This is a genomic window from Halobacteriovorax vibrionivorans (genome assembly GCF_003346865.1).
GTDB classification, from domain to species: Bacteria; Bdellovibrionota; Bacteriovoracia; order Bacteriovoracales; family Bacteriovoracaceae; genus Halobacteriovorax_A; species Halobacteriovorax_A vibrionivorans.
In genome coordinates this window covers 14,798-39,451 of the sequence record NZ_QDKL01000001.1, presented here as the reverse complement: position 1 = coordinate 39,451, position 24,654 = coordinate 14,798, and the positions used below count along the sequence as shown (strand labels likewise).

General features: G+C 36.1%; 23 protein-coding genes. 7 read left to right on the top strand and 16 right to left on the bottom strand.

The features are described 5' to 3' along the window. Positions 1-19: 19 nt before the first annotated feature. A complete protein-coding gene (locus DAY19_RS00195; protein WP_114705165.1) occupies positions 20-1,717 on the top strand; it encodes a S8 family serine peptidase in 1,698 nt (565 codons plus the stop codon). Between the two features lie 94 nt (positions 1,718-1,811). Here the strand turns inward: DAY19_RS00195 and rpmB are convergent, their stop codons facing one another. Continuing rightward, a complete protein-coding gene (gene rpmB, locus DAY19_RS00190) occupies positions 1,812-2,048 on the bottom strand; it encodes a 50S ribosomal protein L28 (protein WP_114705164.1) in 237 nt (78 codons plus the stop codon). Positions 2,049-2,286: 238 nt separating this feature from the next. Here rpmB and DAY19_RS00185 point away from each other — a divergent pair, with 238 nt between their 5' ends. Next, positions 2,287-3,246, top strand: coding sequence for a hypothetical protein (locus tag DAY19_RS00185; protein WP_133296837.1), 960 nt, complete (start codon positions 2,287-2,289; stop codon positions 3,244-3,246). Positions 3,247-3,254: 8 nt separating this feature from the next. On the opposite strand, the gene DAY19_RS00180 is transcribed toward DAY19_RS00185, so the two are convergent. Together DAY19_RS00180 and DAY19_RS00175 are read right to left on the bottom strand one after the other, a co-directional pair. After that, the gene (locus DAY19_RS00180) at positions 3,255-4,256 is read right to left on the bottom strand and encodes an SPL family radical SAM protein (protein WP_114705162.1); all 1,002 of its coding nucleotides are present in this window, start codon (positions 4,254-4,256) and stop codon (positions 3,255-3,257) included. Next, entirely contained in the window at positions 4,256-5,272 is a 1,017-nt protein-coding gene (locus DAY19_RS00175) for a nucleoside phosphorylase-I family protein (protein ID WP_114705161.1), read from the bottom strand. Before DAY19_RS00175 ends, DAY19_RS00180 begins: the two co-directional genes overlap by 1 nt. A 74-nt stretch (positions 5,273-5,346) precedes the next feature. On the opposite strand from DAY19_RS00175, the gene DAY19_RS00170 reads away from it, so the two are divergent. Next, positions 5,347-6,276 carry an aldo/keto reductase gene (locus DAY19_RS00170; RefSeq protein WP_114705160.1) on the top strand — a complete coding sequence of 310 codons (930 nt, stop codon included), beginning with the start codon at positions 5,347-5,349 and terminating at the stop codon, positions 6,274-6,276. Next, entirely contained in the window at positions 6,266-7,093 is an 828-nt protein-coding gene (locus DAY19_RS00165) for a glycosyltransferase family 2 protein (protein ID WP_199506594.1), read from the top strand. Before DAY19_RS00170 ends, DAY19_RS00165 begins: the two co-directional genes overlap by 11 nt. Here the strand turns inward: DAY19_RS00165 and DAY19_RS00160 are convergent. After that, a complete protein-coding gene (locus tag DAY19_RS00160) occupies positions 7,082-8,200 on the bottom strand; it encodes a saccharopine dehydrogenase (RefSeq protein WP_114705158.1) in 1,119 nt (372 codons plus the stop codon). The genes DAY19_RS00165 and DAY19_RS00160 overlap by 12 nt on opposite strands. A gap of 189 nt (positions 8,201-8,389) precedes the next feature. On the opposite strand from DAY19_RS00160, the gene DAY19_RS00155 reads away from it, so the two are divergent. After that, the gene (locus DAY19_RS00155) at positions 8,390-9,352 is read left to right on the top strand and encodes an arginase family protein (protein ID WP_114705157.1); all 963 of its coding nucleotides are present in this window, start codon (positions 8,390-8,392) and stop codon (positions 9,350-9,352) included. Here DAY19_RS00155 and DAY19_RS00150 read toward each other — a convergent pair. The 6 genes from DAY19_RS00150 to DAY19_RS00125 form a co-directional block, all read right to left on the bottom strand. After that, complete coding sequence (locus DAY19_RS00150) at positions 9,342-10,721, bottom strand: HAD-IG family 5'-nucleotidase (protein ID WP_114705156.1); 1,380 nt, start codon at positions 10,719-10,721, stop codon at positions 9,342-9,344. The genes DAY19_RS00155 and DAY19_RS00150 overlap by 11 nt on opposite strands. Before the next feature lie 151 nt (positions 10,722-10,872). After that, the gene (locus tag DAY19_RS00145) at positions 10,873-12,819 is read right to left on the bottom strand and encodes a bifunctional 2',3'-cyclic-nucleotide 2'-phosphodiesterase/3'-nucleotidase (protein WP_114705155.1); all 1,947 of its coding nucleotides are present in this window, start codon (positions 12,817-12,819) and stop codon (positions 10,873-10,875) included. A gap of 8 nt (positions 12,820-12,827) precedes the next feature. Beyond that, the gene (locus tag DAY19_RS00140; RefSeq protein WP_114705154.1) at positions 12,828-13,247 is read right to left on the bottom strand and encodes a hypothetical protein; all 420 of its coding nucleotides are present in this window, start codon (positions 13,245-13,247) and stop codon (positions 12,828-12,830) included. A 9-nt stretch (positions 13,248-13,256) separates the two neighbouring features. Next, positions 13,257-13,970: a phosphorylase family protein gene (locus DAY19_RS00135; protein ID WP_114705153.1), complete on the bottom strand. Its 714-nt coding sequence runs from the start codon at positions 13,968-13,970 to the stop codon at positions 13,257-13,259. 78 nt (positions 13,971-14,048) lie between these two features. Further along, a complete protein-coding gene (locus DAY19_RS00130; protein ID WP_114705152.1) occupies positions 14,049-14,807 on the bottom strand; it encodes a glutathione S-transferase family protein in 759 nt (252 codons plus the stop codon). A gap of 160 nt (positions 14,808-14,967) precedes the next feature. Further along, entirely contained in the window at positions 14,968-15,855 is an 888-nt protein-coding gene (locus DAY19_RS00125) for a DMT family transporter (RefSeq protein WP_114705151.1), read from the bottom strand. A gap of 133 nt (positions 15,856-15,988) precedes the next feature. Here DAY19_RS00125 and DAY19_RS00120 point away from each other — a divergent pair, with 133 nt between their 5' ends. Further along, a complete protein-coding gene (locus DAY19_RS00120; RefSeq protein ID WP_158536711.1) occupies positions 15,989-16,351 on the top strand; it encodes a c-type cytochrome in 363 nt (120 codons plus the stop codon). A gap of 45 nt (positions 16,352-16,396) precedes the next feature. Here the strand turns inward: DAY19_RS00120 and DAY19_RS00115 are convergent, their stop codons facing one another. From DAY19_RS00115 to DAY19_RS00095, 5 genes are all read right to left on the bottom strand, one after another. Further along, positions 16,397-16,987 (bottom strand): hypothetical protein, encoded by a 591-nt coding sequence (locus tag DAY19_RS00115; RefSeq protein ID WP_114705149.1) that lies wholly within the window; start codon positions 16,985-16,987, stop codon positions 16,397-16,399. Positions 16,988-17,151: 164 nt separating this feature from the next. Next, entirely contained in the window at positions 17,152-20,226 is a 3,075-nt protein-coding gene (locus tag DAY19_RS00110; RefSeq protein ID WP_114705148.1) for an efflux RND transporter permease subunit, read from the bottom strand. A gap of 9 nt (positions 20,227-20,235) precedes the next feature. Beyond that, entirely contained in the window at positions 20,236-20,898 is a 663-nt protein-coding gene (locus DAY19_RS00105; RefSeq protein WP_114705147.1) for an efflux RND transporter periplasmic adaptor subunit, read from the bottom strand. Continuing rightward, a complete protein-coding gene (locus tag DAY19_RS00100) occupies positions 20,898-22,199 on the bottom strand; it encodes a TolC family protein (RefSeq protein ID WP_114705146.1) in 1,302 nt (433 codons plus the stop codon). The genes DAY19_RS00105 and DAY19_RS00100 overlap by 1 nt, the downstream gene beginning before the upstream one ends. A gap of 31 nt (positions 22,200-22,230) precedes the next feature. After that, complete coding sequence (locus DAY19_RS00095) at positions 22,231-22,683, bottom strand: MarR family winged helix-turn-helix transcriptional regulator (RefSeq protein ID WP_114705145.1); 453 nt, start codon at positions 22,681-22,683, stop codon at positions 22,231-22,233. Between the two features lie 93 nt (positions 22,684-22,776). Here DAY19_RS00095 and DAY19_RS00090 point away from each other — a divergent pair, with 93 nt between their 5' ends. Continuing rightward, the gene (locus DAY19_RS00090) at positions 22,777-23,310 is read left to right on the top strand and encodes a TetR/AcrR family transcriptional regulator (RefSeq protein WP_114705144.1); all 534 of its coding nucleotides are present in this window, start codon (positions 22,777-22,779) and stop codon (positions 23,308-23,310) included. Position 23,311: 1 nt separating this feature from the next. Here DAY19_RS00090 and DAY19_RS00085 read toward each other — a convergent pair whose 3' ends face one another. Next, entirely contained in the window at positions 23,312-24,586 is a 1,275-nt protein-coding gene (locus DAY19_RS00085; protein WP_114705143.1) for an acetyl-CoA hydrolase/transferase family protein, read from the bottom strand. Positions 24,587-24,654 lie beyond the last annotated feature (68 nt).

Genomic DNA, 24,654 nt, shown 5'->3' with positions numbered 1-24,654 from the left:
AAGGATTAGGAGGATCTTAATGAGTATTAAATCTATTTTAGCGCCAGCTATTATTTCAGCAATGGCACTTTCACCACTTGCAGCTGATCATGTTCCAGGAGAACTGATTGTAAAGCTTAAGAAAGATGTTGCAGCAGAGAACTTTTTTGGACATTCACTAACGGGAGCATCACTTGATCGTCGTATCGAGCTATCATCAGGTGACCTATATGTTGTGAAGTTTAATGAATCACTTGTGTCAATTGACACTCTTGCAAAGCAAATGAATGAAAGAGCAGAAGTTGAATATGCTGAGCCTAACTTCATTTACGAAATCGTAAAGCCAATTGTACACACAAATGTTCTTGATGAAATTCTAAACTATCAAGATGCTTCTGATAATGGTGCATACTATACACCAGCAGATGCTAAGTTTGGAAAACTTTGGGGACTTAGAAACACAGGTTCTAATGGGCCACGTGGTGTAAATGCTGTCGAAGGTGCTGACGTTGATGCACTTAAGGCATGGGAAATCACAAAAGGTGATCGCGCAATTAAAATCGCTGTAATCGATACAGGGATTGATTACAACCACCCAGATCTAAGAGATCAAATGTGGGTAAACGAAGCAGAAGCAAATGGTCAGCCAGGTGTTGATGATGACGGAAATGGTTATGTTGATGATATCCATGGTTATGACTTCGCTAATAATGACGGTGATCCTATTGATGGACATTCTCATGGTACACACTGTGCAGGAACAATCGGTGCTTCACACAACGCTATTGGTGTTGCTGGTGTAATGAGAGATGTTCAATTTGTAGCGGTTAAGTTTTTAACTGATAGTGGTTCAGGTTCAACTGAAGCTGCGATCAAGTCAATTGATTATGCTACAAAAATTGGTGTTGATATTATGTCAAACTCTTGGGGAGGGGGCGGACGCTCTGAAGCACTTCAAGAAGCAATCGAAAGAGCTAATGATGCAGGTATCGTATTTACGGCCGCAGCAGGTAACTCTTCAACTGATAACGATTCAAGACCACACTACCCATCAAACTACAATGTTGATAACGTAATTTCAGTTGCTGCAACAACAGCTGCTGATGAACTAGCAAGCTTTTCTTGTTACGGACGTTCAACAGTTCATATTGGTGCACCAGGGCATGAGATTCTATCAACTGTTAAAAATGGTGGATATGCTTCTTACTCAGGAACTTCAATGGCAACTCCTCATGTTTCAGGTGTAATTGGTCTTTTCCTAGCTGAAAATAAGGATCTAACTCCACTACAAATCAGAAATAAAGTTATGGTAACTTCTGATCCAGTAGCGGCACTTAGAGGTAAGACTATTAACTCTGGACGTATTAACGCTTACAATCTTTTAACGAATACAATTCCTGAAAGAAACGAGCCAAATCCAGAAGATTGGCAAACAGTTGATGCTCCTCTTTTTGAGTCAGCACACCCATATTCAGAAAATGAAGTTATGGAAACTGTTTACGAAGTTGAAGGTGCAAAATTCATTCGTCTAAGAATTCGTAAGTTTGACCTTGAGAATCGTTATGACTACATCGAGATTAGAGATGCTAAAGGTACTTTAATTGAGAAGGTAACTGGTAGCGGTGAGAACTACACTTCTTTCTTTGCTGAAGGTGGAACACTTAAATTAACATTTAAGTCAGACCGTTCAGTTCAGAAGTGGGGATTTGTTATTGATCAAGTTGATGTTCAATACTAATTTGTTTTAAATAAACAGCCATAAATAAAAAGGCCAGCTAAATGCTGGCCTTTTCTATATCTAAATGACTTAAAGTCTTAGAATTAAAATCTAATTAAGCGTTCCAAAGGTGCTTGTACTTCTTAAGGAACTTAGAAAGAGATCCAACTTTATCTAGAGTTCTAATTGCTCTAGTTGAAAGTCTAAGCTTAATTGTTTCACCTGTTACAGGATCATATACTCTCTTTGTTTGAAGATTTGGTTTTTGAGTCATTTTGCTTCTGTTCTTAGCGTGAGAAACTTTATTACCAACAAGTCTTCTTTTTCCAGTTAAATCACATGTACGTGCCATCACTTCATCCTTATTTATATAAACTCTACATTAATATTTGGGTTATTAGGTTGTAGAATATAAACATATCGTCATAAAAGTGCAACCATTTTTGTGCAAAATGAGCAATATCTTATGGTTTTTACAAGTAGTTATCAAAGAATCTTGGACATAGCAAAACGCTGTCGATATCATATTAGATATAAATAACTAATTTCAGGTAGTTATCCTCTTAAAAGGAAGAGGAGAGGTTGTAAGATTGAAAAAACGTATTTTATTGTTTTTCATAATTCTAGTAGCTATGTCGGTGAGCTACTTCCTATACCACTTCTATCAGGATGATTATCTACCACAGAAGGTTAGGGGTCATTACGAATCTGAAGGTCAAAAAGAACTCAAACCTTTTTCAAATAATACTCCTAAAAAGAAGTTTGTTCCACGAAAGCAATTCCATGAAGATAATGAGTATAAGAGAAGTGATGATCAAGTCGTCACAATTGAAGGCCTGCCTGCAGGAGAACTTGCACAATTAGGTGGCGAAATTCAAAAACTTGAGATGCTCAACTTAGATTGTGAAAAGAGTATCAACTCAAATCTGCCACCATCACAAATTATCGATCCAATTAATTCTTCTTATTTTCAAAACCCAGATGAAGTTATAATGAATCTTAAAAGAGCTGTAACTTTTTATAATGATGTAAAGGCCAGGCAAGAGGCTCTTCGTTTTGTTGAAAGAGCTGAGTACGCATTATCTTCTTATGAACAAGTAAGCGCAACAGACTTTGGAAAGATCTTGAGGGCCCCTCTTGTATGTCGTCAGTCCAACTTAACGATTTTCTTTGAATCTATTATTGAGTTAGCTGAAGAAGGTGAGTTTACTGCGATTCAAAAAGAAAATATTGTGGGCTTTATGACAACCGAAATCTTTAAGTCCCTTTCTAACGACTACTTACAAGATAATATTTTAATGCATCTGACACTTTTAAAAGGTGTAGGACTCTTATCTGGGGCGGATCAGTCTTATTTTACTGAGCTCGAGTCAATTTATGATGAGTTGAGAGCAGTCTATTCATCTGTTTATGAAGCACCTGAAACGGATAATTTAAAAGTCGTTAATCCTGGTGATGTATATATGGAATACCAAGCAAGGCAGAAGCAGTCAGCCGCCCGAAGTTTAGAGTTAATTGATAATTACTTAGATATCTATCTTCAGTTTTAAGAGGTTGATTATTCTTCCATGCATAAGTAGACGGCCTTTTCAATAGCGCCGGCCTTTAAGCACATATCTTTAATCTTACCTAAAATCCAGTGGCGCATTGGCCTTGGGTAGCGAATCTTTCCATCTTCACCTTTTGTAAGCTCCGAATGAAAGTAGGTTGTTTTTGGATAATTCTTTTTTACTTGTGAGTAGACATCTTTAGTAAAGCGCACAACACCAATTGAGATATATTCTACTTTATTTAGTGGAATGATATTAGAGACTTCATTTATTAGTTCTTGATATTCTTCTTCGAATTGATCTGTGTGAATAACGGGATCAAAGTGTAGTCCAATAGGGTGACCCGCTTTATACAGCTTCTCAATTGCCTTAAGTCTTGCTGCAAGAGATGGTGTCTTAAGATCATGTGATTTAATCTTATTCTTTGGCGATAAAGAAAATGAAGTAATAAAGTTTGGTAAGGGATCAAGCTTCATCAGTTCTTTAATATTTGCCGACTTTGTTCTTAATTCGATAAAGCACTTTGAATTACGTTTTGCAAAGTCATGATAGAAGCTTAGTTCATTGGTTAAGTGTGTTAGAGCTAGGGAATCACTGAATTCACCAGCGTGAAACCACAGGTTGCCTGTTGTTTTATCTGCTATTTCTTGCATGCTTGCCATAATTTCTTGATGATTAACAAAGAGAACAAGATCCGGTGAATTAAAATATCCTTGAAGGTAGCAGTAGTCACACTCATAAATACAATTATAAGCGTGGATAAAGTAATAATGAGGCTCACCTGAGATTCCATATGCATCAGGAGCTTCTTTTACTAAAGAGCCTTTTTTGTGGGCAATGAAGAGATTTAGAGAATCTCTCTTATGGAGATAAGGTTTTTTTACTCTTCCCCAGATATCTGCATGATTATCTATGTATACAACTTGTGCTTTTGGAAAGCGCTTTGGAAGAGAGAGAGCAATTTCTCCATTTCGAGCTTCTTCTTCAATGAATATCTTTTCAATCTTCATTAAAGATTTTCTCCATTCATAATTGATTGGTACTCGTGCCAGTCTATATTCTTAAGTTTACGAGTAAGCTCTTTTATATCTTTTTCGCTTTTGATATTTATTTTTAAATTTAAAAAGACTTTCTCAATTGCTGGGTCGTATGTGAGCTCTTTCTTCTCAAAGCCTGCATCTTGAATAAAGCTATCAAGTTGTCCTAGAATTTTTGTGCGTGTAGGATAAAGCTTCTCTTTTAGTTGATCCCTTAGCTTTAAGGCCCTCTTTTTTGGGGTCGTCTCTAAGTTTAGAAGGGAAGTTGTATCGATGATGTCATTAATATTTTCTTTTTCGTACTTTACACATAGTTGCTGGCACAGGTTTGAGACTTCTCGATTAAGAGAAAGTGTAAAGTAGTAGTCGCTTTGCTCTTTAAATGGATTCTCAATTGATGAGGCTTTCTCTACTAGTTCTAATTCTTGATAGAATTCAAATAATTTTTGAGAGTAATCTTGAGAAAGCTCTTTAATATATTCGCATATTGGTGCATCACTAACATGGTCTGAAATAAGTTTATAAGATAAAAGATCGATATTTGCTTGCTTGGCAACAAGGCCTATGGCCCATCCTTCTCGATCTGCTAGTGGGGCAATGTGCTCAAGCTTTTGAGATTCTTTGGTATCTAAAAGTCTTTGTTTTGCTGTGATGAGGTCGTGTTTTGCCTGAGTGTCTATTGTTTGAAAGCTTTTAAATTCATCTTGGCCATAGATTGTTCTAATTGAGTGAATTTCATTCTTTTGTAATTGTTCATTTAAGGCAGCACAAATACCGAAGTTAATGATTCTTTGAACATTTCCACTAAGTTGCCCTAGAGCGAGGCTAAGTCCCGTTAGAACGTTATTATGGCCTTCTCCTGTGATAATAAGCGCAACACTCTGATCCTCTAGAGTGTAGAGGGAGTTATTTAATGGGTGGGCCTTAAGCTCCATCTCTTTTAGGAAGCATTGTGCTTCACCGCGGTGTGCAAAAACTAGTAGATCCATTCCATTGGAATAACTTTTAATCTATCGGTGCGTCAAGTCTTTACGCATTTTAGGACAGAGGATACTTTTAAATTATGAAAATACTAGACCAATATGGAAAATTTGCTTTTGGTGGCGCAAGTATCTCTGGAGAAGGCGCTGGTTATGGATTTGGAGATATTAGTGAGTCTGACTCTCTTACTCTTCTACAACACGCTTTTGATCGAGGCGTTCGTATCTTTGATACAGCTCCTATATACGGCTTTGGAGAAAGTGAAAGGCGAATAGGCAAGGCCTTTGCTTTAAATGGACAAAGAGAGAAGGCTTTTATCATTTCTAAGTCTGGTGTTACTTGGCATGAGAATAAACGTGTGGATATGAGCAATGATCCAAAAGTAACTAGAGATATGCTTGAGCAATCTCTACGTGATCTTCAAAGTGATTATATTGATCTTTTTATGGTTCACTGGCCTGATGAAAATGTTGATATTCGTAAAACAGTTGAAGTATTAGCTAAAGCAAAGAACGAAGGAAAGATCAAACATATCGGCCTTTGTAATACTACACCTGAAGAGTTTAAGCTTGCTAGTGAAGTGGATAAGATTGAAGTGATTCAATCTCAATTCAACTTTTTTGAACAAGATGTAAAAAATGATATTTTTCCAATAGTTAAAGAAAACGATATTAGCTTCATGAGCTGGGGAACTCTTGATAAAGGGATTCTTACTGGACGAGTTAATCGCGATCGTAAATTTGATAAGAGTGACTGTCGCTCGTGGGCCCCATGGTGGAAGGCCATGGATAAAGAGAGTCGTTATGAAATTGTTGAAAGGATGCAACCTGCATTGGATAAACACGCTATGACAGGTCTAGATTTTGCGATTCACTTTAACCTTTCTCATGATGAGTTAAGTACGATTCTTTGTGGTGCTAGAAATTTAAAACAATTAGATGGTGTTATCGATAGTTTAGAGAAGAACATTACTAATGAAATGTTGGAAGATATAATCAATAGTGTTAGTTAGTGTTATTATTCCTACATATAATCGTGCAGATTTTTTAAAACGCTCGATTACTTCCGTCTTAAATCAAAGTTTTAATGATTTAGAACTCATTATTGTAGATGATGGCTCAACTGATCATACTCATGATGTTGTCGGCTCATTTTCAGACAAAAGAATTAAATATTTAAAGAAAGAAAACGCTGGAGTCTCTAGTGCAAGAAATCTTGGTGTAAAGAACTCAAAAGGTGATTATATTGCTTTTTTAGATTCTGATGATGAATGGCATCGAGATAAGTTGGCCTCTCAGGTTAGCTACCTAAAAAATACAGGAAAGGTATTAGTTCATACTGCTGAGAGGTGGCTAAGAGATGGAAAGGTTGTTAAGCAGAAAAAACATCACCAAAAGCATGGTGGTGATATGTTTATCCGATCGTTACAAGGCTGTGTCATTTCTCCCTCTAGTGTTTTAATGAAGAAGGAACTTTTTGAACAAATAGGTGGGATGAGAGAAGATTTCGTGGTTTGTGAAGATTATGACTTCTGGCTAAAAGTAACTTCTCTGTATGATATTGGTTTTTTAGAAAATGAGTTTGTGAATAAGTATGGCGGCCATGAAGATCAACTCTCTTTTAAGTTCTTTGCCATGGATTACTGGCGTGTGAAAAGTATGGCATGGATATTACAGAATAGGCCACTTAGTGAAGAACGTTCAAAGGCCTTATTAGAAAGTTGTCATAAAAAATGTCAGTATTTAATGAAAGGCTATAAGAAGCATCAAAATTTTAAAGACTATGAAGAAGTAAAGAGTATTGCAAGCTTTGTTACACTACATAAGTAATTGTGGCTCTTCACTAAGTCTCTTTTCTAATCCAAGTTCAATAGTTTTAGCATAGAAAACCTCTAAAGCTCTCTCCCATGGAGAGTCTTCAATATCACCGTTTAATAAATCGATAATATGAGGCAGTAGTTGCTCAACATATTCCTCAGTACTTTCTCTTGGAAGAAGTGAAGGCAGATGATCAATGGCCGTAACCTCAAGTAACTCTTCCAAGTCGACTCTGGTCGTTGGCGTATCAATTGTTGTGATATCGTCATAGATTGGAAGTGGGTTACATGGCCCGGTTGGGTCACAGCTAACATCAGAAATAACACTTAAGTTTCTTTCTTGCTCTAATGTTTTAAGATCAAGAAATGGTTTTGCTTTAGTTGTATTTAAAGTGCAATTTATCAAGATATCATAATCTAAAATTGCTCTAATTGGTCTTTGGACACTTGTTTCTTCTCGTCCCCATGCACAGAATTCGACACCAACACTTTTTAGAAATTGTTTTGCACCAATACCACAACGTCCACGGTGGCCAATGACAACGGCACGAGGTCGTTTTTGAAGCTGTTCAAGATCTTTGGCAACTTCGTTGATAAGACTAAATTGATTTTCATATGAATTTAAAGGAGCGCTTGCATTGAAGTCTTCTCCTCTTTGCTGAGCAATCCAATTCTTAAGTCCAATTGCTGCACCAACAAAACCGGCCCATCGACCAAAGGCTGCAATTCTCTTTCCATTCTCATCCACAAGGTATTCAAGATCAAATAACTTACCATCACCTTGAATAAAGCGATCAAGCATTTCATTGGCCCCATTTTGACCCTTGTAGACATGAGCAAAGTGAATGTGGCGATGAGTGAGAGGAAACTTCTCTGCATCCAGCTCTTTTAGACCTAAGATATATGCATTCTTAGGCGCCATATTGATCCAAGAATTACTTGGCATCATTTTAAAGCCTAGCTTTTCAAATTCCTCGTCTTTAAAAATACGACTTGGAGATCTTTCGATGATAACTTCATGGCCGAGATCACGTATAGCTTTGGCCGCCTCTGGCGTGAGGGCACTTCGCTGCTCAAATGGCTTTGTCTCATGGCGTAACCATAAAGTCTTATAAATCATCCAATCTCCTAATCATCTATATCATCCCTAATTTGTCGAATTTACGAACAAATATAATTTAACAAGTATAGCAAAATATAAGCTCAGGGCCTGAAATTTGCCAAATTTTGTAAGATTTACAAGTGGGATTAAGGTATAACTATATAATATTAGTATTGATAAGCAAGTCCGAAAACGAAGGTTTTAGTAATGACCAAAACAAGCTCAAAAATTTTCTACATGGAAGACTCTCTTGGAAGTTATCTTGATTACGGTATTGGAGTTCCTCTTAAGGATGAACGTGTCACAAGAATACTAGATAATTTTAAAGATAATCCATCTCTTGAAAGACGTAGGCTTACTAAATTCAAATTAAGTGATCTCTTATTGGCCCATACTGATCGCTTCTATATGCGAGCTGTTGGTGATTCGACAAATCTCGTCTTACAAGCTTATGAACTAATTAATGATGATGGATCTTTTCATCGCTACGAACCAGATAGTGCAAAAAGGCCATTGAAAGATTTTATAATGAGGGCCCTTGCTCACTGTGAAGGGACATACCTTGCCGCTGAAAATGCTTTAGAAAGTGGTTTTAGTTATCACCTTGGTGGTGGCATGCACCATGCAAAGAGTAGTGAACCAGGAGGGTTTTGTCTTTTTAATGATATTGTTATCGCCATTAGAAAATTACAAAAAGAAAAGGGCCTAGGAAAGTGCCTTGTGATTGATATGGATGCTCATAAAGGTGATGGTACTGCAGAGATCTTAAAAGATGATAAGACGATTGATTGTCTCTCTATTCACATGAAAGATGGCTGGCCTTTGGATAATCCAGACAAAACGAATTCAAGCTTTATTCCTAGTACATGGGATATTCCTGTAGCTGCTGATGAAAATTATTTAGAGAAGTTAGAAAAAGTGAAGGATTTAATCTCTGATAAGTACGACCTTTGTATTGTCGTTCAAGGTGCCGATGTTTATGAAAAAGACATTCTTGAAAGTGCAAAAGGAATTCAGCTTAGTTTGGAAGAGTGTTTAAAGCGTGATCTCTTTATGAAGAACTTTTTAGAAGAGAGAAAAATTCCCCAGGCCTGGGTTATGGCCGGGGGATATGGTGACGAGGTATACCGCGTCTTTTTACAATTCTTACAAAATACTTTTAAAAATTAGGCTCTGTAATTTCGTGAGCTAAGACTCTCTTCGTTGGTCTAAAGTACGTACGTGGAGTGTATTCAAGTAAGTCCGTAATCTTTGCCATGTAAAAGCAGGCATACTTTTCAACTTGATCAGCAAAACGAGATTCTTCTAAACCAGCACGCATCATCTCTCCCCAATGAGGATTGAAAAATTGTCTGTAAGTTTCAAGATGTTGAGAAATCTTAGTGTTGATCTTATCAATCTCACTAAAGATTTTTCCAATATCTTCCTTGTTATACTTTTCAGGATCTTCGTGCTTAAGAAGTTCTAATTTATTAAGTTCATGCTCAAGCTTTTCTTTCTTCTTCATCTCGGCATCAATTAAGGCCTGTGTCGGTGCTGATTTTTTAATTGCATCGATTTCACTTTGAAGAGGGTCGAAGATTAAGGCAGTTCTCCAATTAAAAGTTTTCTTTAATGTTAGAACGTCACCGTAGATATGGTCTCCTAGATAAAGAATCTCTTCACCTTCTAGTCCCAGGTCTTTTTGAAGTTTTCCTGCCCATCCACCTTGGTAGACTTTATTTTGCTCTAGAGGTCCTTCTGCATTTGTCATAAATCCAGTGTCAGGATTAATTTCTAAGAACATATTACTTACACTAAAGAAGCGTGGCTTAAATGCAAGACAGATTGAAATGTCAAAAAGCTCCATCCAACTATCGTGCTCCTTAAGGAATGGATCAATCGTGTGCTCCATAAGGCTCTTTGTCCAGCTCCATTCACTATTAGTGATAAGGATAAGCTTCTTTCCAAATCTCTTGAAGCGCTCAAGAAGTTTTGCAACTTCCGGATCTGCAATAATAAAGTCTTCAAGATTTTCTTGAACATGACCTTTAAGTGAACCATCAGAGTGGGCAATATCAATGACTTCTTTTATATCGCTAGATAGAGTCTCATAATCTGGTAATTTCAGGCCATTATCTTTTAGATCCACTAGATTTGAAAACATTGCTCCATTTGAAATTGAGAAGTTTGTATCTAGTGATTGATACTGATCTGAGTTTAGATCAATAATACTATTGCCATAGATTTCCGTTAGGTCACGAAAGTCAATTGACTTTGTCCCATGCTTTGCAATCTTAACTTTTCCATAGCGATTTGTTTGAAGAATATTTCCTCTTAACTTATCAATAATAAGGCCTTGAATAACTTGGTTGAAATCAAACTTTATATTTGTAATCTCTGCTGGATACTTCTTAATCTCAACTAGTTTTTCTAGTACAAGTTCAAAAACAAATTTTTCAAATGCCTCTGTTTTATAGCGAACTAATGTATAGTCCATATCAAAACCGATGGCCTTGATCTTCTTCATGTTTAATGTTCTATTGACGTAAACAGACATATTAAATTCCTTTTATAAATCTATCCAAGAATTATTCTCGGACCGTAGATTTTAGCTTCAAAGGAATAAAAAGTCATATTATTAATGTGTTAAGGTGTAAATCTAATGACTTACACCTTAATGACGCTCTTGGTAAGTATGTGTATGGCCACTATTTTAGGTTGATTTGATAGCGTGCAAAACCTTCTTCATCCAGGCCATCCAGTCGCTTTAAAGGATAGATTGCATTCTCCTTTATAAATCGGCTTGCCTTTTTTGAAGGTGAGGTTTCAAAATATACTTTTAGTTTTTCTGCATTTGGAACTGATTTTATTTTCCAATTCATATTGGGCTTTGCTTCAACAAAACCTTTTTTCTTACTTTCACTTCTAATGTAATTTATTAGTACTTGGCGGTTAGTATCAGGAGCTGTAATAACAACATTTTCTTTTATTGTTCCCGAGAATTTTCCACCTGTAGCGCGATAATTATTTGTTGCTAGAATAAATTCTTGATTATCTTTTACCGGTTTACCATTGTACTTTAGGTTCTTAATTCTAAAAGAGTCTTTGTTTAGAACTTTACAGTCTTCGTCAAAATGTCTTCTTTCTGTGACGTCGATCTCATAAGTAACACCATCAATATTATCGAAGTTATAAGTACGAAATCCTCCCCAGTTGATAAGAGGTTGCTCCTTAAAGTAGTTAGTATCAATGTGAGCAAACATACCAGCAGAGCACTCAAGCCACATTCTGACATCTTTACCTGTAATTTTTAGGGCATAAAGAATATTTGGATAAAGATAGAGATCTGCTGCATTTCTAATGGTTAATTCACCCTTAGAGACATCTGTATAACCATTTGGATCATTCTTTCTTCCACCGGCCTTAAAAGGGGCCACAGCTGATAGAACAGGAAGATCACTTAAGTTAGCATCTCCTTGTATGGCCTTTTTAACATAGTCAATTTGTGCATTTGATACAATTTGAGTTGTTGCATCATCTTGAATAAGAGAAAGGAAACTATAGAAGTCTTGTTTTGAAGAACCAATTTTCTTGTCTGCTAATTTTAAAGTTCTTTGATGATCTTCTTCTATGATCTCACTTAACTCTAAATCAGGCTTCACACTCATATCTGAGTTTCGATCATAGATTGATTCGACACTAGACTGCCCATCAATGACACTCCAAATAGTTCCATCGTAATTAAGTTTTAAATCGATGATTCCAATATGAGATCCCCATTTTCCTGGCATAACTGCAGCTTTACCATTGATAGTCCCTTTCTTGGCATCAATACCTTCGATCCCTTCATATTCTTTAGAAGGAAATACTGCATGAGTATGACCAAAAGCAATAGCATTAATAAATGGTAGCTTACTTAAATAGAAGACAGAGTCTTCAGCATAGAGTTTATATTTATCAGTACTAATTCCCGAATGGGGGATGGCAATAATGATATCAGCACCTTCATTTTTCATTTTAACGGTTAGCTCTTTTGCTACTTCGACAATATCTCGAGCAATCACTTTCCCTTCAAGGTTTGCCTTATCCCAAAACATAATTTGAGGTGGTACAAAACCAATATAGCCAATCTTTAATTTATGTTTTTTACCTTTTGTATCGACGACTTCCTTTTCTTTAATAATATATTGCTTAAAGTATGGAGCACCTGGTTTGCCATTTTCGTCTTTGAAAACGTTTGCATTGATATATGGGAAATTAGCATCTTTTAAGGACTCGTTTAAGAAGTCTAGTCCGTAATTAAATTCATGATTTCCTATATTACCCACATCATATTTTAAATGATTCATTAACTTAAAAGCTGGGTGGGTTCCTTCTTTTCCATAGCTGGCCACAAAGTCGGCCATAGGGCTTCCTTGAATGAGGTCACCATTATCGACCAAAGTATAATTATCTGCGGATTTAATGTATTTCTTAATGAGGGTTGCTGTTTTAACTAGTCCATACTTCTTACTTTCACGATTTTGATAATAATCATAATCTTTGTAGTACCCATGAATATCAGTTGTTTCGATGATACGTAATTTAACTTGTGTCTGATTCTGACAACTAATTAAAAAAGTGAGTGAAAGTGAAAGTAAGAAGAAGTTTTTCATATTTAATCCTAGTAATAACGTCCTGAAGAATAAGTTGCATCAAACATGCGGGCAATTCCATATACTTCGACATTTCCTTTTAAACCTGCAAATCCATAGACCTGTGCTTGGCCGTAAACTTTTGCATTTTCCCATACTGAAGCTGTATCAAAAACTTCTGCATCTCCATAAACATGAGCATTGCCCCATACTTTAGCATAGTCTGAAATAATGGCATTACCAGTTATCTTAGCATGACCTGTAATTTGGGCCTTATCACAAATCTGCGCATTCTCTCCGATGTAGACACTATCTGAAACATAGGCCGTGGTTGCGACAAATCCACCTTGAGATCCATCAGCATTAATTCTATATTCACCTTCTTGTCCTGCGCATGGAGCTGCTAGTAGTGGTAAAGAAATAAGTGTTGCAAGTGCATACTTCATCATTGTTTTCTCCTATATTTTTTCGATTAATTCGATTAATTCGATTAATTTTTCACCGAGATTTTCTGATGCTAATTTTAAGTTAGCAAAGAACTCTTCCTCTGTTGGATGTTCTCCATCGACGATATCGGTAACTGATTTTAAAAATAGGGTAGGAATCGAGTACTGATCTGTTACCCATGCAATAGCTGCAGCTTCCATATCTTTTAAAAGAGCAAGATTACTTTCGATAAGCTTCTCATCTTCAGGACTCATATCAAGAGAGTCACCTGTTGAGATAATACCTGTTTCGATACCTAAGAGAGTTGCAAACTTCTTTGCAATATCATGTTGTGACTTATATGTTCCATAATCTTGGTAGCCAGGAATTGGGATTCGGCGATCATGAAAAACTGTTGTTTCCACAGTATAGACTTTCCCAATATCGGCACCACGCTTTTTAAATCCACCGGCCGTTCCAGCATTGATTATAAAGTCTGCATTAAAGTCTTTTATGGCAGTAATTGTTGAGATAACAGCAGGTGCTGTCCCAACATTTTGAACCTTATTTCTTTTACATTCACCACTTATTATAATTGAAATATTGTGCTGATGATATTGAGTTTTATAGACTTTCATTGGTAGATGATCATCAATTTTCTCAGCTTGATCTGGGTTAATTTTAAGTTTTTCTAGTAAAGGCTTGGCCTCTGAATCCATGGCCATGATTACAGCAATATTCTTCATTAAATACCTCAAATAATAATACTCTAATAGTGTAGAATACTTTCATCATTAATTGAAATATTTGTGCCTTACTTTTAATTAGTCGAGATGTGAGGGATGAATATTATTCTTTGATCTCGTTTGAGCGGCTACTCTTAGTAACCATCGAGATACACGAGGATACTTCGGTCTTATTTTTTTTGAAAAGTCACTGGCCGCAAGTAAGCTCGAACTAAGATGACAATATGCTATAATGTCGACTAATTTGATCTGATTACCAAGCAGAAACTCATTTGTGGTAACAAGGCCATCAATGTATTTTAATTGCTCTTCAAGATGAGAATTCCCTAATTCTGGTTCAAGTCTAAAAATATCAAAACTAAACGTTGAATGTAGTAGTGCTTCTTTTATTGGCTCTGCAACTTTATTGAGATCTTCTTGTTTATCAAATTGATACTTGGCCGCTTTTTGAAACTTCTTTTTTATAGTAGCGTAGCCGTTTGGATTGATGAAAGACATATAAACACATGAGGCCCTAAGGCTTGTCAGTGCCCAGTCTCTTAGCATTTGTTCTTGTACCATTTGACTTTGTGGTACTTGGAATAGCTCAGATTCTTCTCTTAATTCTTTTAGGTATTTAATAGCGTTTCGTACCCCAAAGAATTTCTTATCTCTATCTTGAATAATAGGAAGGCCAGAAAGCTTATCCTTGGCACCATTTAATTCTGAAACAAGGGGGATGGCCTTAATATCAAAATCAATATTTAAAAATGATAAGCATCGATTAATAATTGAGCACGATGGACTAAATGATTCGATCTCGTCACTACCAGACCAAGAGTAAAGTATTTTATTCATGAGCTAACAATCGGATACGTTCGATTATTATTTAGAGAAAATATAAGAAACGTTCAACTTTAATAAGCTTTTTGAAACAAAATAATTATTTCTAAATGAATTAAGTCGAAAAAATCGCTCCTGTCTCCTTGTGCTTAAATAGATTTTGTGAATTTTCTCCTTAATTCGAAGAGCGTATTGATAGTCGAGTACCGAGATATATACAAATTAAGAGAATGGCCGCACCCACAATTTCAAGTGATGAGTATGGCTCATTAAATCGATAAATACTAAGGATTTTTGCTATTACTGGTTGAAGTAAAATAATTAGACCAGAGACAGAAAGGGGTGCTTTTTTTAGTCCGTAACTAATAAGAGACCAACCAATTATTTGGCAAAGCACGGCCAGTCCCATTACTGAAGGTAAATGTGTAATATTAACTTGTGAGTAACCGCTCTCAAACTGAGCACTTACTAATAATAGAAGTCCAGTAACAAGAGAAGAATATGTAATGATATCTAATGCTGTGATTTTATTTTTAAAGTTTAATAATGTTGTTTTCTTTATTGAGGTTGTATAAAGAGAATAGCAAAGACCAGTTGCAAGGCCAAATAATACACCCCAAAAGAAATCTTCCGACTTATAAAATTTGACTTGTCCCTTTAGAATTAAGAAGACACCAGAAAAAGCAAAGAAGAAGACTAATAACTTTTTTAAAGTGACTTTTTCTTTATAAAGAATAAGTCCAAAAACTAGCAAGTAAAAGACTTGAGTGTTTCCTAAAATTGTTGCCATTCCTGCTCCAATTAAGTGAACAGAGCGATGCCAGACAAATAAGTCTAAAGCAAAACATATTCCTATGACGGCCGTCATAGAATAGAAGCGAATATCTTTGATATAGTGTTTTTTAATAAATAATTGGTAAAGAAGAAGTATTGATCCAGCAATTCCACAACGAAGGGCGCCGATCATACTAGGAGATATATCACTACTTAAGTTTTTTACAAAAATTGGTGCTAAGCCTATACAGATGGTGCCTAAAATAAGGCTTATAACGCTCTTGTTCATATTAGTCCTCACTAAGATTCAAGAGTATAGCCGAAACTATAGTTAGAAGGGTATATTTTCTTTAAATTTTGCTGACGATTTGCCGATAATTTCATAAAGTATGTGTACGCTATAATTATAAAGGAGATATATTGTGAATTTATTTAAAATCACTATTGTTGCCGCTCTACTTAGTGTTAGTGCCTTCGCTGGAGACGCTGCAAAAGGTAAAGCTATCTACAAAAAAGTAAACTGTGCTCTATGCCACAACGCTGATGGTATGGGAAAAGCAAAAGATGGAAAATTAGCAATCGTTAAAGGACCAAGAATTGCAGGTCTTGATGCTGCTTATATTGCTGAGCAAGTAACAGCAATTAAGTCAAAGAAGAGAAAGACTAAGTACACGACAATGATGTGGACTAAAATTAGAGGTCTCTCTGACAAAGATATCAAAGATGTAGCTGCTTATGTAAGCACAATGTCTAAGGATAAATTTAAAGGAATGTTACAAAAGTAATTCCATAAAAAGAAAGGCCGCTTATAGCGGCCTTTTTTATATATTCTATTTAACTTCTAAGAAAATTCTAAATCCACCATAACTCTGATTGTATTCATCTGAAATCTCATCATTTGAAATTTCTACTTTACGGTTTAAATTGAAATCAAAGCTTGTTGTAACGGCCTGTCCATCTAGATACTTTCTAAGCTCTTCCTTTGTAAGAAGATCTTGAATATCGAAATTTACAGTAATTGATGACTCTTTTGAGTAATCCTTAATAGCAACTTTAGATAGGCTTTTATATGAGCCGTCTTTATAGAAGTGGAGGTTAGCTGACTTTGTTATAACGCTAACTTCTTCATTGCGAAACGTTCGATATGAGAAAAGATCAAAGATATTCTTCTCTTTGAATGCAAAGCCTTTGTCTGTCTCTTTACACTCTAGCATTTGAATATTTATTGTTAACTCAACACTTCCACTTTGCTGCTTGGCCTTATAGCTCTTTACTCGATAGGATTGTAATTTATTTCTAAAGACATCCTGCTTTGAGCTACAAGTAGATAGATTTCCATCCATTACTTTAACTACTTTATTAACAGGTGTTGCGTGGCAAACTCCACTACATAGTACTGACGTTAAAATTAGTGATTTCATATACTTCTCTCATATTTCAATAAATAATGAACATGTATATCATAGTCAGGAATTTAGTGGTGATTTGCAGAAAATTTACATAGCTGGTGACTAATATATAAGCAAAAAAAAAGGCCCTGCATTACCTGCAGGGCCCAAGAGAGAGTTTTTATGCATTCATTGCATTAATTGAGAGGCTGGGGAGCGCTCTCTATTTGTTCTTGTTTTTGTTTTCCAAGTCCTGTGATCCACTTCTTTACTCTGTAGATAACAAGGTGGATTGTTGGAACGAGGGTGTAAGTAAATAATATTGAGCCTAACATTCCTCCTACGAGAACTGCACCCATTGCAGACTTGATCTTATCGATCATAAAGAGCTGGGGCATAGTTCCTGCAATAATTGCAATAGAAGTCATAAGGATGGGCTTTAGCTTTTCTTTGGCCCCTAACCATAGTGCTTCTTTTATCTCAAATCCCTCATCAAGTTTTTGCTGAGTAAATTCAATCATTAGAATGGCATTATTTACAGCAAGACCTACAACCATTACGATGGCCATCATTGAACCAATATTAATTGTTTGGTCTGTATAGAACATCATTAAGAATGAGCCTAGAAAAGAAGTTAGAATTGCTGAGCCAATTGAAATAGGGAAGACAAAAGAGTTTAAAATGGCCACTAGAAGCATATAAGTCAATATTACTGCTAGCATAAAGGCCTTACCCATTTCTTGTTGTGATTCCTTTTGGCTTTCTGCTTGCCCTGCAAACATGAATTTCGTTCCTTCTGGAAGGTCCGCCTTGTTAAACTTTCCTGCAAGATCTCCCATGATGGCACCGACTACACCTTTTACGACATAGGCCTTAACTTGGATAATTCTTTCTTTATCACGTCTTTTTAGTGGCGAAGTTGCTTCAACGACTTTTACATCACCAAGAGTTGAGATTGGGATAAGACCATCTTTTCCATGAATTAAGAATTTATCAAAATCAGAGATATTTCTTTTAAACTCTGGAGCAAGTGTGACATTGATATCGTATTCTTCACCATCTTCTTTGTAGACTGCATCGTCATTTCCATTAACAAGGGCGCGGATTGTACCACCTAGTCGAGAACTTGAAAGATTTTGACGAATAACTTTTTGAGGCTCAGACATAAATTGAATTTCCATTTTTGGAATTCGGTATGAGCTTTCAATAGAACTAAAGTATCCAGAGTTCTTCATAATCTCTTGCATCTTTTTAGAAGCAATAATCATTTCATCAAAATTTCGCCCCGTAATATTAATGGTAATATCACCTTCGTTACCTGAGTTTCTATTACCACCAGAAAGTGTAATTTCAGCTTCAGGAATATTTGAAACTTTAGGAAGAATATCGTCCATGACGTCTTTAAAGCTTCTCTTTCTTGAAGCTGCTGGTGTCATATTTACTGTAATTCTTGAACGCTCTTCACCGTCATATCCAATATCAGCAAGAGTTGAAACTACTTCAGGATATTCTCTAATAACTTTTGCAACCTGCTGCGAAACTTCCGCTGTTTTCTCTACTGGTGTACCGTCTGGCATTAGAATATAGGCCGTAAACTCATCTCGGTCTGACTTTGGAAGAAACTCGTTACCAACTCGCGCAGCAGGGTAGACGATTGTAAAAAAGATTCCCATTAAGATGATAATGGAAGTTATCGGCCATCTCATAAACTTATCAAAGAACCACTTATATTGTTTTGTTACCCAACCAAGAAGGCGATCAACAAGATGTGATAATTTTGGAAACGGACCTTTTAAAGTATCTGGGTCTTTAAGTAAGAGGGCACAAAGCATTGGCGTAAGGGTTACAGAAGCTAGGATTGAGAAAATTGTCGCATAAACAACAGTCATTCCAAATTGCAACATGAATTTACCAACAACACCACCCATGAAAGCGAGGGGAGTGAAAACAACAAGGTTTGTTCCTGAAGATGCCATTACGGCCAAGAGAACTTCTTTTGTTCCATCAATTGCTGCATTCTCTGAACTCTTACCCATCTTTAAATGCTTATATACGTTTTCAATGATAATAAGTGCATTGGCAATTAATGTACCTAGACAGGTACCAAAAGCAAGGAGAGTCATAACATTTATCGAAAATGACGACATATCCATAATAAATAATGTCGAAATAATTGAAGTCGGAATAACGATACTTGCAATCAAGGCACCACGCCAATCACCTAAGAAAGTTAGAAGAATCGCAATTGTTAACCCAATACCGATAAAGATCGATTGAATTGTCCCTTTTGTGTCATTCAATGTGATCTTAGTTGTATCGACAACTAGTTCAAGCTTCATTCCTTCTGGAAGTTCAGATCGAACTTCATCAAGAGAGTTTTTTACTGTGTTAACAATCTTGATCGCATCACCATCTGAGAGCTTTAAAATCGATAGACCTACGACGTCTTTACCATTGAACTTTGCCATTGTTTCAACGTCTTTAAAGCTATCTGTGACACTACCAAACTCTCTTAATTTAAAGACTTGTCCTTCTCGTGAGACAACTTCAAGGTTTCTAATCTCTTCAACATTGGCAAATTCACCAACAAATCTAACACTAATATTAGAGTTTTCACGTTTGATTGAACCACCTGGTATATTTAAGTTCTTTCGAGAAATTGCAGTAATAACATCTTCTATAGAAAGGTAGTTCTGAATAAGAAGGTTATTATCAAGTTCGATACTGATTTCTCTTTCTTGTCCACCAAAGATATCAACGGAAGCAACTCCATTAATTGATGAGAGCCTCGATTTTAGTTTCTTATCGGCATATTCATAAGTCTCAGTTAAATCGTGTTTAGAACTCGATAATGCAAGAGTTGCAATCGGTCTAATGAGTGGATCAAATTTAGCAATAATCGGTCGATCTGCACCATCTGGAAATTCATTTAAGATGGCCTCTACCTTATCTTTAACTTCAATTGACTTTATATTGGCATCAGCTTCAATCTCAAATTCGATCACAACGATACCAAAGCTGTCTCTAGCATCAGATTTTATCTTTTTAATTTGCGATACTTCAGAAATCTCATCTTCAATTTTCTTTAAGATTTGAGATTCAATCTCCTCAGGAGATGCACCAGCATAAACTGTTTGTACTGTAATAATAGGTAGCTCAACTTTTGGTGTTGGCTCAATTATAAGATTTCCTATTGAGACGAGTCCCATAACCATAAATATGGCAATGAAAATGATCGTCGTTGCAGGTCTTTTAACAAATATTTCAATCATCTTCTTCTCCTATTCTAAGACGGACTCAACAATGTTGATCTTCTCACCATTTTTCAAATAACGCTGATCACTTAGGACAACTTTTTCACCTTCTTTAAGTCCTGACTTAATAGCAAAGTAATCCTTGTTATCACTAATTGTGACAATATCTCTTCTTTGAACTGTGTTATCGTCATTAACAATATAGACATGGTCAGTACCACCACGATTTGAAACAGCGTCTCTTTTTACAACAAGAGTATTCTTTGTCTTACTCGTTTGTATGTTCATGACGTATAGATTCGTTGGTAGCTTTTGATTTGCAAAAGAGACGACAATCTTATGAAGTCCTGAAAGACGATTTGCTCGTTTTTCAACAGAGACAACTGATCCATAAAGGGATTCGTTATTTAGCCTTATACTGGCCAAGGCCCCTGGCTTGATTTGTGTCGCTATCTTGGGTGCTACAGAGGCATATATCTTTGAACCAAGATTATTACCTGTTACAATTACATTATTAGTGAAAGACTTTCTTAAGACTTTTGTAATATTAACTGGAGTTCCGGTTTTTTCTCTAATTGTAAAAACAGTAGGTGTCACTTTCATTTTTTGTTTTTGTATCTGCTTATCTTTAACAAAAAGACTCGCACCGTATATAAGGCCAATAATTAAAACAAAGACTGATTGCTTCATTATCTACCTCCTTTATTTCTTGAACTAGTTTTTGTCAGAAGTCTGTCCATTTCTGCACGTGTTATTTGTATTTGTAATTTCGTTTGTGCAAGACTTAGTCGGTTCTGTGTTAATTGGATCTCGCTATCATTCAATTGCAATTGTGAAACTCCACCAGATCGAAAAGAACTAAGAGCAACTTTATAAGAAGAAGATGCCAGCTCAACTGCTTCATCTTCCGCATCGTATCTTTCTTGGAGCCCTTCATAGTCTTGTTTAAGCTTTAGATATTGCGTTCTAATTTCACGCTTCATTTGTTTTAATTTAAGTGTGGCAATATTGTAGTCACTTCTTTTTATTGCAACTTCTGAGTTCTTGCTTCCGCCAAGGTCCCAGTCAAAACTAAACTGAACACCAAATGTTAAATCCTTTTGGTCATGAGTTGTTTCTCCTGCAAAGAGATCTGTTTTAGCTAGAGTAGGAGCGTAAGAAACATAGACTCCTAAGTCTGGAAGCCTTTGAGACTTTGCTAACTCGACCGAAAAGTCTGCGAGGCGAATATTTTCTTTTAAAATTTTGATATCAACAGTCTCTTCCAGTTTATTTAGATCATTTGTTGTTGAAATTTTCTTCTTTGGTCTAAGTGGTGTGCTTAATACTTCAACTTCATCTTCATAATCAAGTGCGAGATAATTCTTTAAGTCTAGAACAGCATTTTTTAGATTTTTCTTGGCGATAATCCAATTTGGTTTTCGACTAGCAAGGTCTGCTTGCATTTTTATATTATCATTTCTTGAAATTCTTCCGTATGAAACTCTATCCTCTAAAGCTTTCTTGTTCTTAAGAGCGTTCTTATATGAGTCGTAAGTGATTTTAACAATTTCTTCATTGAATAAAACTCTGTAGTAGAGCTGCTTTGCGACGTTTATTACTTGTGCATTTGTTGACGTTGTATTTAGTTCACTAATTCTTTTTGCAGATTCTGCAATACTCTTTCCATTGCTAATCTTTCCAAATGTATATATTGGCTGAGTAAGTTGAATTGTACCGTTGTGATTCCAATCATATCCGTAAGGAACAAAGTTTCCTTCACCATCACTTTTTCTTATGCCAGCTGTAATCGAAAGAGTAGGAAAGTAGTTTGAGTTTGCGCTACTTAGTGCTTCTTGGGCCTGGTCTAATTCTTCTTTAGCAATACCGATTGTTTCATTTCGCTTTATCGCTAAATCGATTACTTTGTTTTCATCTAATTTATAATTTGCTGCATATGCACTGGAAATTAGGCATAGCGCTGCCGCAACTAAATATTTTAGTTGTTTCATTTGTCTCTCCTTAAATTCTAAGTCTTACAACTTAACGTCTGCTATTGTAGAATTCCTCAATGAAGATCATTTGAGAAAGTAGTTTCTGTCTTTCTTCTTCACTAAATTTAGAATAAATCTCATCACTCATAGCAAAATATCGTGGCATGACACGATCGATTAGCTCTAGGCCACTTTCTGTGAGTGCGATCTTTTTTGAGCGTGTATCGTTTTCATCGACAATTTTAGAGATAAGATTGGCCTTCTCAAGTCTTGTGACAATACCTGTGATATTGGCCTTAGATACCATTAGCTCTTCTGATAATTCTGTAGTCGTAATATAGTCTTGATTACAGAATTTAAGAACTAAAAGGACATCGAATTGTGGTTTGGTTAGTTTATATTGGCCCACTTCTTCAGAGACCATTTTATCGATTATTCGCGTCGTGCGAACAATTCTTGCGATAATGCTATCCTTCAGTGCGTTAGATGTTACAATTGACATATATACTCCATATTTGTTAATGTCTTAACTATATAGTTAACATGTTAACGAATGTGAATCAAGAATATTCTTTAACACTTTTAGGAATATTATATGAAAGAAAACAAAACTAAACAGAATTTAATTGATGTTGCTCTACCGATGATGGCAGAAAGTGGTGTTTACGGTGTTAGTCTTCGCGATATTGCAAAGAAGGCCGAAATAAATGTGTCTTCTGTTCTATATCACTTTGGTTCAAAAGAGGAGTTCATCGCAACTTGTGGTGAGTTCTGTGTGCAAAACTTAGTTGATGCGATCGATTCAATAGCTCAAAGAAATTTCACCAATATTGATGAATTAACTCATTTTATTCATCAAAAAGTTGAGGAAAGTCGTATCGAGATTACTATTATAGTTATGCTTCTAGTGATTGAAAGCTCAGGTTTTAGAGATATATACGAGAAGTACGTTGCAGATAAATTCGTTAAGGTACAAGGTAGTGATGTTCCTTATATTCTAAATCTAAGGTCATTCATCTCATTTGGTCTTTTTAAGAGTATTGATTTAAAAGTCGCCAATTCAAAACTTGAAGGTAATGGGATAGTGGATCTACTCTGTCAGGCCACAGCCTCTACAGAGGCACTGTAAGCTAGAGCTTACAGTGCAGTTCATGCCATTTTCTTTCTAATTCTTGTCGATCTTCAGGATGAGCAATCTTAATTAATTCTTGTGCTCTTTGCTTAAGTGTCTTTCCATAGAGGTTAGCAATACCAAATTCAGTTACAACATAGTGAATATGTGAGCGTGTTGTGACGACTCCTGCACCATTTTTTAATGTTGGAACAATTTTTGGTATCCCTCTTTTACTACGAGAGTTGATGACGATGATAGGCTTTCCTCCTTGTGAAAGGCTTGCGCCTCGCATGAAGTCCATCTGTCCACCAACACCTGAAATAATATGATGTCCGATTGAGTCTGCACAAACCTGTCCTGTTAAGTCGATTTCAACGGCACTATTAATTGCACAAACTTTTGGATTTCTCTTAATGATACTAGGGTTATTCACATAATCGGCTTCAAGCTGAATTACACTCGGGTTATCATTGATAAAATCATGAACATCTTTACCACCAACAATAAATGAACTTACAGTCTTTCCTCGATGAACGTTCTTCATGGAGTTATTAACAGCGCCAGACTTTATTAGTTTTAAGGCACCGTCAGACCACATCTCAGTGTGAATTCCTAAGTTCTTATGATTAGTTAAACTACTTAATACTGCATCGGGAATACTTCCTATTCCCATCTGGAGAGTGGCACCATCTTCAATGAGAGTCGCTGTAAGCTGACCAATTTTTAAATCCTCTTCGCTAAGGGGGCTTCCATGACTATCTGATAGTGCGCGATTAATTTCGATAGCGTAGTCAATTTCACTTACATGAATAAATCCATCCCCATGAACACGAGGCATATGTGGATTGATTTGCGCTATGACAACTTTAGCACTATTGACCGCTGCCTTGGCCACATCAACTGAAGTTCCAAGAGTACAAAAACCATGAATATCTGGAGGGCTTACATGAATTAAAGCAAAGTCGAGGGGGACTTGTCTTGAGCGAAATAGGTTTGGGATCTCAGACAAAAAGCAAGGAAGGTAATCAATGCGATCATAATCCACATACTTTCTTAAGTTTCCCCCTACAAAGAGGTTTACGATATTAAATATATCTTTGTATTTAGTGTCTGCATACTTCGCTTCACCGTGTGTATGAAGATGAGTTAGTGTTACATTGTTTAGGCGCTGAGCATTTTCGATTAGTCCATTAATTAACTCAGTAGGAGTTGCATCACCACCGTGAATAAAAACATTTGAGTTTGAATAGACATGAGAGAGTGCTTCCTTTGCGCTATTTAGTAATTTCAAAAGTCCTCCTTTTTTATATCCCTAGAATACGCCTAGTGAGGTTGAAACTAAAGTTATTTTGACGACAA

Coding starts and splice junctions, on each gene's coding strand:
- DAY19_RS00195 (WP_114705165.1), top strand. CDS start 20: ATGAGTATTAAATCTATTTTAGCGCCAGCTATTATTTCAGCAATGGCA.
- rpmB (WP_114705164.1), bottom strand. CDS start 2,048: ATGGCACGTACATGTGATTTAACTGGAAAAAGAAGACTTGTTGGTAAT.
- DAY19_RS00180 (WP_114705162.1), bottom strand. CDS start 4,256: ATGAAGATTGAAAAGATATTCATTGAAGAAGAAGCTCGAAATGGAGAA.
- DAY19_RS00175 (WP_114705161.1), bottom strand. CDS start 5,272: ATGGATCTACTAGTTTTTGCACACCGCGGTGAAGCACAATGCTTCCTA.
- DAY19_RS00170 (WP_114705160.1), top strand. CDS start 5,347: ATGAAAATACTAGACCAATATGGAAAATTTGCTTTTGGTGGCGCAAGT.
- DAY19_RS00160 (WP_114705158.1), bottom strand. CDS start 8,200: ATGATTTATAAGACTTTATGGTTACGCCATGAGACAAAGCCATTTGAG.
- DAY19_RS00155 (WP_114705157.1), top strand. CDS start 8,390: ATGACCAAAACAAGCTCAAAAATTTTCTACATGGAAGACTCTCTTGGA.
- DAY19_RS00150 (WP_114705156.1), bottom strand. CDS start 10,721: ATGTCTGTTTACGTCAATAGAACATTAAACATGAAGAAGATCAAGGCC.
- DAY19_RS00145 (WP_114705155.1), bottom strand. CDS start 12,819: ATGAAAAACTTCTTCTTACTTTCACTTTCACTCACTTTTTTAATTAGT.
- DAY19_RS00140 (WP_114705154.1), bottom strand. CDS start 13,247: ATGATGAAGTATGCACTTGCAACACTTATTTCTTTACCACTACTAGCA.
- DAY19_RS00135 (WP_114705153.1), bottom strand. CDS start 13,970: ATGAAGAATATTGCTGTAATCATGGCCATGGATTCAGAGGCCAAGCCT.
- DAY19_RS00130 (WP_114705152.1), bottom strand. CDS start 14,807: ATGAATAAAATACTTTACTCTTGGTCTGGTAGTGACGAGATCGAATCA.
- DAY19_RS00125 (WP_114705151.1), bottom strand. CDS start 15,855: ATGAACAAGAGCGTTATAAGCCTTATTTTAGGCACCATCTGTATAGGC.
- DAY19_RS00115 (WP_114705149.1), bottom strand. CDS start 16,987: ATGAAATCACTAATTTTAACGTCAGTACTATGTAGTGGAGTTTGCCAC.
- DAY19_RS00110 (WP_114705148.1), bottom strand. CDS start 20,226: ATGATTGAAATATTTGTTAAAAGACCTGCAACGACGATCATTTTCATT.
- DAY19_RS00105 (WP_114705147.1), bottom strand. CDS start 20,898: ATGAAGCAATCAGTCTTTGTTTTAATTATTGGCCTTATATACGGTGCG.
- DAY19_RS00100 (WP_114705146.1), bottom strand. CDS start 22,199: ATGAAACAACTAAAATATTTAGTTGCGGCAGCGCTATGCCTAATTTCC.
- DAY19_RS00095 (WP_114705145.1), bottom strand. CDS start 22,683: ATGTCAATTGTAACATCTAACGCACTGAAGGATAGCATTATCGCAAGA.
- DAY19_RS00090 (WP_114705144.1), top strand. CDS start 22,777: ATGAAAGAAAACAAAACTAAACAGAATTTAATTGATGTTGCTCTACCG.